This is a genomic window from Paenibacillus hubeiensis (assembly GCF_032334105.1).
Lineage (GTDB): Bacteria > Bacillota > Bacilli > Paenibacillales > Paenibacillaceae > Paenibacillus > Paenibacillus hubeiensis.
The window spans coordinates 111,298-123,156 of the sequence record NZ_JAVYAE020000001.1 but is presented as its reverse complement, the minus strand read 5'-3'; the positions used below and the strand labels follow the sequence as shown (position 1 = coordinate 123,156).

The window sequence follows — 11,859 nt, the reverse complement described above, 5'->3', positions numbered from 1 at the left end:
TGAAGGAGCATGGATATGGTTTATCGCCGCTTTGCTTTCTTGATATGCCGATATCCATGGTTCATCATGGTCTGTTGGGCATTCATTATCGCGATGTCAGCGGTCTGGGCGCTGCGGCTGCCGGACGTTGTGCAGGATCACGGGTTGAAGGTGGTTAATGGTGAGGGGGAACGTGTGCAGCGTGCTTTGAAGCAGGAGTTCGGCATGCCGATGGAGCCCGTCATCGTTGTGTTTGATAAAAATGCCCACACGCCTCATGCCGAGTTCGTGGAATGGATCAGCCAGCATATCGAGCGAATGCGCGCTCTGCCGGACGTAAAATCGGTCATTTCGCCTTTCGAGCTTGGCGGGAACCGGATGTTTCAGGAGCACATGGCAGTGGTCTTTCTCGACTATGGCGATCTACCTGCCCGGCAAATGAGGGCACCGCTTGCCGAACTTCGCTCGGTCATGAAACAGGATGCGCATGGAACGATTAGCCTCACCGGCAAAAAGGTGGTGCAGCAGGACGTAAACGCCCTGAGCTTTCGTGATCTGGAGCATGCCGAATGGTTTGGGCTGCCGCTTGCCTTGCTTGTTCTGTGTTATGCATTCCGTGGACTGCGTGCAGCTTGCTTGGCCGTATCCATGGGGATCTCCGCCGTCGTTGTTGCCATGGGAGCTTTGGCTTTGCTGGGTTATTGCATGGAATTATCGAATTTTGTCATTAACGTCATTCCTATGGTCGGCATGGCGCTGAGTTTGGATTTTGCGTTAATTCTGCTGGGACGGTGTCGGGAAGAGTGGCGCGGGGAGGAAGGCCTGGGGCAGTCAGGCATGGAGCGAATGATGCAGCAGACGCTTCGGACCGCGGGAAGGGCCGTCCTGTTTTCCGCAGTATGCGTACTGCTCGGCCTGATCGGTTTGTTATGGATCCGGCTGCCGATGTTCGCAAGTGTTGCCCTTGGAGCCATCGCCGCGTTGATTGTATCGGTGCTGTTGAATTTTACCTTGCTGCCGGCGATCGCATGTTTGTATGCGCGGCATATGTTTGGCAGTAAACGCGGCGTAATCGTTCTTGATAAAACGGCTTCCAAATCCGCATGGCAGCGCTGGTCCGGTTATGTCATGAAACATCCTGTTCGCATGGCGCTGCTTGGCTCGGGCGCGCTGCTGCTGTGCGTGCTGCCGGTTCGGCACATGGAGCTTTCGGTACCCGATGCCGCCTCGTTGCCCGCATCAGCGGAATCCCGCATCGCGGCAGAACGTTTGCAGCAGTCATTTTCGGATCCGGATGTCTCGGTAATTGATATTCTGATCGGAGCAGCGGAAGAGAGATTGACCGCGGCGGACTGGAGGGCAGCTGCGGAGCTGGTGCAGCGGCTCTCCCGGGATCACGGCGTGGTTGAAGTCGGGAGCCCGTGGGGGAAATCGGCCGTCGATTTTCCTGAAGACATGACCGGGAAGCCATGGTTTACAAGTTCGGGGGAAACGTCTGCGGAGCAGCGGAAAACTTGGCTGCGCAGCCATGCCTCGACCCATGCCATCCGTATGTCCGCCGTGATTCGAGGAGCGCCCGGTTCCACGGAAGCCACGGATTGGATCGAGCGGATGAAAACGACGGATGCGCAGGCGATCCCCGCAAACGTTAACGTTCTTTACGGGGGAGAAGCCGTGTACCAGGCGGAGATCATGCAGCAGGTGAAGGCCGGTTTGCCCAAGGTGCTCGTGTTTGTCGTCGTTTCCAATTACATCGTGCTGCTCGCGGCATTTCGTTCATTGTTGATTCCGATCAAAGCGATCCTGATGAATTTGCTTAGCCTGGCCGCATCCTTCGGGATTCTTGCCGTCGTATTTAATCAGGGGCACTTTGGTATAGAGGCTACGCCGATTGCCATCATGATTCCGGCATTCATCGCCGGCCTCGTGTTCGGCATTTCCATGGACTACGGCGTGTTCATGCTCTCGCGAATCCAAGAAGCCTATCGGCTAACGGGGAACAGCGACCTGGCGGTACAGCGCGGACTGGCTTCTTCGGGACGGCTGATTACGTCGGCCGCGACCATTTTGCTGGCGGTGACGATTCCGTTTGCCTTCGGGGACGTGTCCGGCGTGAAGCAATTGGGCATCGGCATTACGGCCGCGGTAATCATCGACGTTACCGTCGTCCGGCTGATCCTTGTTCCGGCGTTGATGAAACTGATGGGCAGATGGAACTGGTGGCTGCCTGGTCGTATCCCGGGACGTTAAGCTGAATTTTTCATGCTGCAAGGGGAGCTTGGAACAGGAACAAGGATGATTTACGAGAAAAGGCATGGAGTTATGTTGGGGGAAAAGGAGCTGTGTCCAGGCAAGGACATCAAGCTCCTTTTTGCGCGGGATTTCGGGAGAAAAGACGGTGATGGAGCAAAGTGCGTTCCGATGCCATCAGCTAACTTGAATTTACCGGACAAGAGGGCAACGATGTTCAACTTCCGCCGCCGGAATCTGTTCTATAATGATTGGAAAAAGAGGGTAGGCCCATGTCTTGATGTTCAAAGAGGGCTTCCGGCCGACCTGAGGAGGGAATGAAAAAACGATGTCGGATATTGAAGCTTACTTGCAAAGACACACTCGTTCAAGCGGACGATTATCTTATCAACCCGAACAGTCTGTTCAACGTTGGAGCAGCCTGCTGCGCGAAAGCCTGGTAGCGAGGCTTGGCGGATTCCCTGCGGTTCACGCCGAGCTGGACCCTGCCCTGCTGGAACGCACGAAGTGTGACGGGTATACGCGGGAACGCATCGAAATCACGACGTTTCAAGGCCTGCGCATGCCGCTGTATCTGTTGATTCCCGACGAAGCCGTCGCTTCCGGTACCCCGCGTTCGGCGATCGTGGCGTGCCACGGGCATGGATACGGGAGCCGTGAAATATCGGGACTGGAACCGGATGGGTCCGATCGGGCGGGGGACCCCGGGCTGCACAAAGATTTTGCGGTTGCGTTGGTGCGTAGAGGGCATGTCGTGGCTGCACCGGAGCTGCTTGGTTTCGGCGATCGCAGACTGAAGGAGGATCGGGACGCGCCGCCGGGAACGAGTTCCTGCACGCGGATTGCCCTTCATCTGCTCATGGCCGGGCACACGCTTGCAGGCCATCGGGTGTATGAAACGAGCCGGGTGTTCGATTACTTGTCTACCCGTTCCGAGGTGGATGACCGGAGAATCGGCAGTATGGGCATATCGGGCGGTGGATTGGTCACGGCTTTTACGGCGGCGGTGGATGAACGATGCCGCGCGGCCGTTGTGAGCGGGTATGCCAGCACGTTCCATGGCAGCATCCTGGACAGAAACCATTGTCTGGACAACTATATTCCGGGCATTTTGCAGGATGCGGATTTGCCGGACTTGATCGGCCTGATTGCGCCAAGGCCGCTCTTCATTGAATCGGGCGACGAAGATCGGGTATTCCCGCAAACGGCCGCAAGGGATTCATATGCAAGATTGAAGGAAATCTATGGTCAGGCGGGTGCCGAAACCGTGCTGGATGCGGATTTTTTTGCGGGTGGGCATGAAATTGGCGGGACAAGGGCATACGACTGGCTTGATCGCGTTTTATGATGCTGACGTGAAATGGAAGTGGAGCAGTCGCGTTATAACGAAAAAACGAGGGGAGATGTTTGGATGAAACGGTTCCGTTGGAAAACATGTTTGCTTGGCGTGGCCATGGCGGCTGTCATGTTAAGCAGTCCATTTGGTGCAGGCGGATCAGGCATTATGCACGCGGCAGCGGGCGAGTACAAGTTCGATTTCGGCGCAGGAAGCGTTGAGAACGGTTACATTGGCGTGTCGGCGACAGAAGCTTATACCGCCGCTAAAGGTTACGGATTCAATACGCCCGGGAATATGCGCAATGTGTCCGCATCCGGAACAGGCGTTGCGAGCGATGCCGTACAGTTCCTGACGTATGGTACAAAGAGCACGAATACGTTTAACGTGGATTTGCCGAATGGATTATATGAAGTAAACGTCGTATTGGGCAACACGGCCAGAGCAAGTGTGGCCGCCGAAGGCGTGTTTCAATTGATCAACATGACGGGCAACGGTGCTGTCGATTCATTTCAGATCCCGGTGACGGATGGTCAGCTTAATCTGCTCGTGACGGAGGGGAAGGCAGGAACGGCGTTTACGCTGAGCGCATTGGAAATCCGGAAACTGTCCGACCAGGCCGTAACCAACCGGACCATTTATATCGGCGGGGATTCGACCGTTGCCAATTATTATCCGTTGGACACCAGCGTGCAGGGCGGGTGGGGACAGTTATTTCCGGCGTATGTGGACGAAAATGTTTTCCAGGTGCGCAACTTGGCCTCAGGGGGACAGATTGCGAGAGGTTTCCGGGATGATGGACAGATGGAGGCGATTCTGCAATATTTGAAGCCGGGCGATGTTTTTATTTTGCAGCTGGGCATCAATGACACCAACGCCAAAAACAATACGACCGAAGCCGAGTTTAAGGAGATCATGCGCGACATGGTGCAGCAAGCGAAGGGAAAGAGCGCAACCGTGGTCCTTTCGACGCCTCAGGGACGTGCGACTGACTTCGACGCGAGCGGCGTGCACCGAGCGGAGGGCCGCTGGTACAGCAATGCCACCCGTGCGTTGGCGCAAGAGGAAGGCGTGATGCTGGTGGACCTGAACAGGCTTAGCTCGGCATATTTCACGGCCATCGGGCCGGATGCCACGCTGGCTTTGTACATGGCCGGAGATACGCTGCATCCGAATCGCGCAGGCGCCGCCCAGTTGGCACGGATCGTTTCGGAGGAGCTGGCTAGGCAGGGGCTAAACGGATTTTAATGTTTATCAACATCGTACCCTTGAAATTTGGAGCACCGGTCATCACCTATCCTTAACAAAAAAAGCTCCAGCCAAGTACCGACGGTTCGCGTCGGCATCTTGCTGGGGCTATCTGTATGACGGAGACTTTACTGCAATTGCAGTATTCCGTTCACTGCGAAATATGGAGATACTGGCCTTGGCCGGGGATGATGGTAAGATGGTCAATCCGGACGTAGTAATTCCAGTGAAAGGGTACGTTTGCGGGATAAACGGTAATGTATTCAGGATGTTCGGCAGCGTAACGTTTATGCAAAATAGCGTTAATCGTTCCGTTGGAGATGCTTAATGCGGTCACAAACAGAATGACAAGCATGACAGCGATCGTGGCGGCAGGAGGTCTTTTTTTCCATATCACCATGCTAATGACCGCAATACCAAACAATATGGAGATGATAAGTTCGTTCATTTCATTCAAAATGCTAAAGTTCTGTTCTTCGTGAACGAACGGATACAACAAATTGACTCCATTACCGAGAAAGTCGATCAACAGATGGCCGATGAACAAGGCAGCCATGGCGCTGACCCAAGCCGCCATCCAGCGGACGTGCAATGTTTTTCGGATAACCCATGCAAAGGCTGCACCGACGAAAGGCACGGTGATCAGCGAATGGAGGTAAACGTCTCCGAAGAACTTTGTGATATCGGGAGTAATGGAAATAAGCGCGCCAAGCATACCTGCATTGATGTACGTTTTGAGTGAGGACAACCATTTATTAAGCGTGAGAAGAAGGATTGCAGCACCCGTAATCAAATGTACTCCCATGTGAAGAATGATGCTCATCGTATTACATGCCTCCGAATATTAACGATATCGAACAATCGTATGCCTCTATCGTACTATACAATTATTCCAAAAGATAGATGATTTGGGATTTATCCTATTGAATCCATATCTCACTCTATCCTGTCTTTCGCTTCATGATTCATCTTTTTGCCTTTGAGCAAAGGCTCCAGTTCATCCTGTACGCTTTGTTCCCATAACGGCACATCGGAGCGGTATGCTGCACGTCCATTCAGATGCCCGGCAACAGGGGCTGTAATGAAAACGAACACGATGCCGAGCACTACACGTGCACTGATGTATCCATCGTAAAACCAGAAGAACAGGAACGTGCCGCCAAGCACGCACAGCACGCCGAGCGTGGTGCTTTTGGTCGCCGCATGTGCCCTGAGATAGACATCAGGCAGACGAATGAGGCCAAAAGCGCTGAGTGCACTGAGAACTGCGCCAAGCAAAACGAGAAACCCGATGACGAATCCGGCTATTCCGTTAACGATCCCGTTCATGTTTGAACACCGCCCCTCGTTCAATGTAACGCGCGAAAGCTACCGTGCCGAGAAAAGCCAGAATGCCGATCAGCAAAATAATGTCCAGATATGCCTGCGTGTGCTGCATCATGGACAGGACGGCAACCATGGCGATGACGTTGATGCCGATCGTATCCAGGGCGGTTATCCGGTCTGCCATGGAAGGACCGCGCAGGACACGGTACAAGCATCCCAAAATCGCGAGCGACAGGATAAGCAGCGATATGAATAATACCATCGATAACATTAGCGCGTCACCTCCATGATGGCTTTTTCGAACGTGTCCCGAATGTTTTCTCTCAGCTGCTGTTCGTCCTGAATATCCAGGGCGTGGATGAACAGGGTGCGCTGGTTGCCCGAAATTTCGAGCGGAAGGGAACCGGGAGTCAGCGAAATCAGTAAACAAAGCAGTGTAATTTCCCAATCGGAAGTCAGCTGTGTCTGGTACGTGAAAATCCCGGGTTGGATGCTTAACTTCGGTTTAACGATTTCCCGGATCACCCTATAGCTGGCCCGGATCAGCTCCCTGAGCAGCAGGAACAACAATTTGACGATGGCCCATACCCGCACGATGTAGAAGCGTTGGGGAAAGAAACGGCGCATGCTGCCGATGAGCAGTAGACCGAGCAGGTAACCAGCGAGAAAGCCAACCCCGCTCCAGGAATTGTTGAGAAACATCCATACAAAGGCAATGATCAGGTTTAGTACGATTTGGAAGGCCAATGGCATCTACTCCTTTGCCAGTACGGCATCGATGTAAATATTCGGATGAAGCAGAATGTCGCCTGCGCGTGCCGTCAATCGAAACATGCCTTCGGCACCAATGCCCATGGACAGAATAAACACGAACAGCACCCCTGCAGGAATCAGCAGTCCGTTCACGGCGTAAGGGCGCCTGATGGATCCTTTGGGCGGCTCCCCCCAGAAGGCCTGAATGAAAATGCGCAAGACGGAGTACAGCATCAGCAGGCTGGAGAGCACCGCAATTCCGGTCAAGCCGTACAATCCGGCTTCCAGCCCTCCTTCGAACAGCAGCAGTTTGCCGGGAAACCCGCTAAAGGGCGGAATGCCCGCAAGTGCCAGCGCGCTGACAAAAAACATCCAGCCCAGCAGCGGATAACGACGGATCAGTCCGCCCATGCGGTCAAGCCTGGATGTGCCCGCCACCGCAATCAACGCGCCGCCGAGCAGGAAGAGCAGCGTTTTGATCAGCATGTCATGCAGCATGTAGAACAGCAGTCCTTCCAGCGCCGAGCGGCTTGCCGACGCCATGCCGAAGGCGACGAAACCGACGCCGGCGACGACGTTGTAGATCAGGATTTTGTTGACGTCCCGGTAAGAGATGGCACCGATGACGCCTAGCAGCATCGTTGCTCCTGCCATCCATCCGATGAGGGCATTGAAAAAATCCGGGTCATGGTAAAAAATGAGCGTAAACGTACGCACGATGGCGTAAAGCCCGACTTTGGTGAGCAATCCGGCGAATAACGCCGTGACGACAGCCGGCGGCGCAGCATACGAACCCGACAGCCAAAAAAACAGGAACAATCCGGCCTTGATGCTGAACACGATCAGAAAGAGTACGCCGATGACCGTAATGATGCCGCTCTGGCCGATTTCCACGATGCGATTGGACAGGTCGGCCATGTTGAGCGTCCCCGTGACCGAATACAGGAAACCAATGGAGGCCACGAACAGGGACGAAGAAACGATGTTGATCAGCACGTATTTGATCGTTTCGCGCAGCTGCCTTTCCGTTCCGCCGAGCACGATCAGGGCGTACGAGGAAATCAGCATCAGTTCGAAGCACACGAACAGGTTGAAGAGGTCTCCGGTGAGGAACGAACCGTTTACGCCTGCAACCAAAAATGCAAAGAACGCATAGAAATGGTGCTCCTCCCGTTCCTCGTTCAAGCTCCGGAATGCATAGAGCAAACAAGCCAGCGCGATCACGGAGGCGGCGACGACGAGCAGTGCTGCAACCATGTCCGCGACAAGCACGATACCGTAAGGGGGCTTCCATCCGCCTACCGCGAGAGTCTGCACGCCATGCTTTGCAACTTGCGTAATGAGCATGAAGGAAGCGACAGTCGTCAGGAGCATGCCCGCTGCGCTGAGTAATTTTTGAACGCGAACGCTGCGAAAGCATAAAATGACGGCGATGCCAGTCAGTAATGGCAGCAGGATCGGAAGTACGACGGCATTATTCATAGGCCCGCCCCCTGACCTCTTCCAGGTCGTCCGTTCTCAATTTCAAATAGGATCGGTAAGATAACACAAAGAAAAAGGCGGTTAAGCCGAAATTGATCACGATCGAGGTCAGAATCAACGCCTGCGGCAGCGGATCTACGTATCGTTCCGCTTGCTCCCCAAGCAGTGGGGGCGCCCCGGTTTTGAGGCTCGGCATCGTGATCAGCAGCAGATGCACGCCGTGCGTCAGGACGGACATGCCGAGCACGATCCGGAGCAGGCTGCGTGACAAGATCAAAAACACGGCAACCGCGAACAGAATGCCCACGGCAACACACATCAATAGTTCCATATCAACGGTCCTCCCCAATCTGCAAAATGATGTTCATTGTGACTCCGAGTACGGCAAGGTAAACGCCAAGATCGAATAACATCGCGGTAGTGAGCTCGGTTTCGCCGAGCAGCGGCAGTTCGAAATATCCGAAGGTTTGGCTAAGAAAAGGCGCGCCGAACAGGAAAGAGCCCGTTCCGGTCAACGCGGCGATCCCGAGGCCAATGCCCGTCAACGTCCGAAAGTCGATGGGCAGCGCTTTGCGGATCGTTTCGGTACTGAAGGCAAGCGCAACAAGCACGAGGGCAGCGGCGGTGACCAGCCCGCCAATGAAACCTCCGCCCGGATTGTGATGGCCGGCAAAGAACAGGTGCAGCGCAAACGTCAAAACGATGAATGTCACAACTTTGGTCGTCGTTTTCAATAACACGTCATTGCTTTGCAACGGAACGGTATCCCAAGCTTGGACCCGCTTGTGTTCGTGACGCCCGTATTTGCGAGCTTTGCGGTGTTCTTCTTTGTTCCCTTCCGACGGTTCAACGGTTCTTGTTGCTTTTTCTTTTTTGGGAAACGTGAGTCTTGCCCCAAGGTCCCTTGCTTCCAGATTCAGGTTGACCATGGCATAAATGGCCAAGGAAGCAACACCAAGAACCATGATTTCGAGCAGCGTATCGAAGCCGCGGAAGTCGACCAGCAATACATTGACCACGTTTTTGCCGCCGGCAAGATCGTAGCTCTCCCTGATGAAATAATCGGCGATGCTTTGCGGGGAGGCCGTGCCGCTTGCCGCGAGTGCAACAAAGGTCATCGCCACGCCGACGGCGGCGGATACAAGCAGATTGACCCGAAGATAGCCGCGGCTTGACTTGCCTCGCTTCAGTTCGGGCAAATGATAGAAGCAGAGCAGAAACAACGCGACCGATACCGTCTCGACGATCATCTGCGTAAGAGCAAGGTCCGGCGCCCTGAACAGAACGAACAGCAGCGTGACGAGATATCCGACGGCACCGGTCATAATGACTGCCGAGAGTCGGTTTTTGGCAAAAGGAATCGTGACTGCGGCTGCGATGAGCGCGATAAGCAAAACGGCTTCATAGAAGGAAAAAGGAGCCTTTCCCTTGAGATTCCAGACGATGTTTTCGCCCGAGCGGAAAAATGCATAGCCGAGCAAAGCGACGGTAAAGGACAAAATGTAAACGAGATAATTCCTGACCGAACCGTTCATATAGGTTTCCGTCCACCGGCGCGCGTAATGCTGCAACGTATCCAGTATGACGCGATATATATGGTTTATGGTCAGTCCTTGAGGATAGTGGTCGTACACGGCGCGCCATCTCGGAAGCATGCTGTACAATATCACGCCAGACCCAATGACGCCGATCGTCATAAAGAGTTCGGGAGTCCAGCCGTGCCACAAGGAAAAATGTACGTCAAACCGCTCCCGCCCTTGCAGAAGGGAAGGGAGTACCGAAGCCAAAGCCGGTTCGATCAAAGGCCCGCCAACGAGGTTTGGAAGCAATCCGCACAGAAGGACCAGGACACCAAGCACCATCGGAGGGACAAGCATGCCCACGGGAGCCTCGTGCAGCTTTCCGGACGGCATGTCGCTGCGAACGCGACCCAGAAACGGTTTGAACGTCAGGATCATTGCGTAAATCAACGTAAATACGCTGGCCAGCCATGCCAAGACAGGCAGCAGCACAGCCCACTCACCAAGTCCGAAAATGCGCAAGTGCGTGACTTCAACCATCGCCTGGAAAAACAACTCTTTGCTGATGAACCCGTTAAACGGGGGAAGCCCTGCCATGGAAAACGCACCAACCAACGCGATCGTAAACGTTACGGGCATAAAGGAAGCGAGCCCGCCCAGTTTGCGGATGTCTCTTGTGCCCGTTTCGTGATCCACAATGCCTGCTACCATAAACAGGGCAGCTTTGAACGTCGCATGGTTGAACAGATGCAGCAAAGCGGCAGAGGTCGCAACCACATACACTGCGGACGAATCTCCTTTTCCGAAATACAAGGCTGCCGAGCCGATTCCGAACAGGGACATGATCAGCCCGAGTTGCGAAATGGTGGAATAGGCGAGGATGGCTTTAAGATCGTTTTTCTTCACGGCGAGAAACGAACCGTAGCACAGGGTAAGCAGACCCACGCCAGTGACCAGCCAGAACCATACGGCCTCCCCGCCAAAAATGGGCGTGAACCTGGCCACGACATAGAGACCGGCCTTGACCATGGTCGCCGAATGCAAATATGCGCTGACGGGCGTCGGCGCCTCCATCGCATCCGGGAGCCAGATATGGAACGGGAACTGCGCCGATTTGGTGAACGCGCCAATGAGGATGAGGACTAAGGCTGGCACAAACAGGGCGCTATCTTGGATATTGCCCCATTCCGAAAAAGTTGCCCTGATGCTGAAGGTGCCTGTCATCAGATACAGCATCATGAATCCGGCCAGCATGGCAAAACCGCCGAAGACGGTAATCAGGAACGATTTTTGCGCCCCGGCGGTGGAGGCTTTGCGTTTGTGGTAGAAGGCAATCAGGAGAAATGAAGTAATGCTGGTCAATTCCCAGAAACCGTAGAGCACGATCATATTATCCGACAGCACCACGCCAAGCATGGCTCCCATAAACATGAGCAGGTACAAATAAAAACGGCTTAGCGCATCTTTGCGGTCCATATAATAAATCGAATACAGCACAACCAGCGTTCCGATTCCGCTAATCAGCAAGGAAAGGAGCAGGCTGAGCCCGTCCAGGTACAGATTCAATCCGATATCGAGCGAAGGAATCCATGGAAGAGACCCGGAAACCGGATTTCGGTTCGATACGTCGGGAACGCGGCTTGCGAAATAAGCAAATAAACCGAGCGGGACGAACATGACCGGCCATCCCGGATGTATGCTGCGGATCAAACGGTAACAAGCGGCAAGCGCAACGCCTGCGACGAAAGGGAATAAAACGGCGATGTGAAGCAGGCTCAAAGTTTGCACCTCCAAATCTGGTATGGGACATGTTCTCAGGGCAACCTGCTGAAGGATCGCATGGAAGGCAGGTTGCTTTCTATATTCATAACCAGGTGGGGCGATACAGAATCTTTTCCATGATCTGCATGGGGTGACCTTTACTTCGGATTTGCATGCGGAGGATCGAGCATAATAAAATCAGGG

At 54.1% G+C, this 11,859-nt stretch carries 11 protein-coding genes; 4 read left to right on the top strand and 7 right to left on the bottom strand.

Annotated elements, in window-relative coordinates:
* The first annotated feature begins 15 nt into the window (after window positions 1–15).
* The 4 genes from RSX24_RS00500 to RSX24_RS00485 all read left to right on the top strand — a co-directional run bounded on the left by RSX24_RS00500 (window position 16) and on the right by RSX24_RS00485 (window position 4,813).
* Window positions 16–2,229, top strand: coding sequence for an MMPL family transporter (locus tag RSX24_RS00500; RefSeq protein WP_343259385.1), 2,214 nt, complete (start codon window positions 16–18; stop codon window positions 2,227–2,229).
* Between the two features lie 12 nt (window positions 2,230–2,241).
* A complete protein-coding gene (locus tag RSX24_RS00495; protein ID WP_343259384.1) occupies window positions 2,242–2,550 on the top strand; it encodes a hypothetical protein in 309 nt (102 codons plus the stop codon).
* 7 nt (window positions 2,551–2,557) lie between these two features.
* Complete coding sequence (locus tag RSX24_RS00490) at window positions 2,558–3,577, top strand: dienelactone hydrolase family protein (RefSeq protein WP_343259383.1); 1,020 nt, start codon at window positions 2,558–2,560, stop codon at window positions 3,575–3,577.
* A gap of 63 nt (window positions 3,578–3,640) precedes the next feature.
* On the top strand, window positions 3,641–4,813 hold the full coding sequence (locus RSX24_RS00485; RefSeq protein WP_438286747.1) for a rhamnogalacturonan acetylesterase: 1,173 nt from the start codon (window positions 3,641–3,643) through the stop codon (window positions 4,811–4,813).
* A 151-nt stretch (window positions 4,814–4,964) separates the two neighbouring features.
* On the opposite strand, the gene RSX24_RS00480 is transcribed toward RSX24_RS00485, so the two are convergent.
* From RSX24_RS00480 to RSX24_RS00450, 7 genes are all read right to left on the bottom strand, one after another.
* Complete coding sequence (locus RSX24_RS00480) at window positions 4,965–5,636, bottom strand: metal-dependent hydrolase (protein ID WP_343259382.1); 672 nt, start codon at window positions 5,634–5,636, stop codon at window positions 4,965–4,967.
* 113 nt (window positions 5,637–5,749) lie between these two features.
* Window positions 5,750–6,142: a monovalent cation/H(+) antiporter subunit G gene (gene mnhG, locus RSX24_RS00475; protein ID WP_343259381.1), complete on the bottom strand. Its 393-nt coding sequence runs from the start codon at window positions 6,140–6,142 to the stop codon at window positions 5,750–5,752.
* Window positions 6,126–6,410: a Na(+)/H(+) antiporter subunit F1 gene (locus RSX24_RS00470; protein ID WP_236419448.1), complete on the bottom strand. Its 285-nt coding sequence runs from the start codon at window positions 6,408–6,410 to the stop codon at window positions 6,126–6,128. The genes mnhG and RSX24_RS00470 overlap by 17 nt, the downstream gene beginning before the upstream one ends.
* A complete protein-coding gene (locus tag RSX24_RS00465; protein ID WP_343259380.1) occupies window positions 6,410–6,886 on the bottom strand; it encodes a Na+/H+ antiporter subunit E in 477 nt (158 codons plus the stop codon). The genes RSX24_RS00470 and RSX24_RS00465 overlap by 1 nt, the downstream gene beginning before the upstream one ends.
* 6 nt (window positions 6,887–6,892) lie before the next feature.
* Window positions 6,893–8,374 (bottom strand): Na+/H+ antiporter subunit D, encoded by a 1,482-nt coding sequence (locus RSX24_RS00460; RefSeq protein ID WP_343259379.1) that lies wholly within the window; start codon window positions 8,372–8,374, stop codon window positions 6,893–6,895.
* Window positions 8,367–8,705, bottom strand: coding sequence for a Na(+)/H(+) antiporter subunit C (locus tag RSX24_RS00455; protein WP_236419454.1), 339 nt, complete (start codon window positions 8,703–8,705; stop codon window positions 8,367–8,369). Before RSX24_RS00455 ends, RSX24_RS00460 begins: the two co-directional genes overlap by 8 nt.
* Window position 8,706: 1 nt before the next feature.
* Window positions 8,707–11,673, bottom strand: a complete 2,967-nt coding sequence (locus RSX24_RS00450) for a Na+/H+ antiporter subunit A (protein WP_343259378.1) — start codon at window positions 11,671–11,673, stop codon at window positions 8,707–8,709.
* Between the last annotated feature and the right edge of the window lie 186 nt (window positions 11,674–11,859).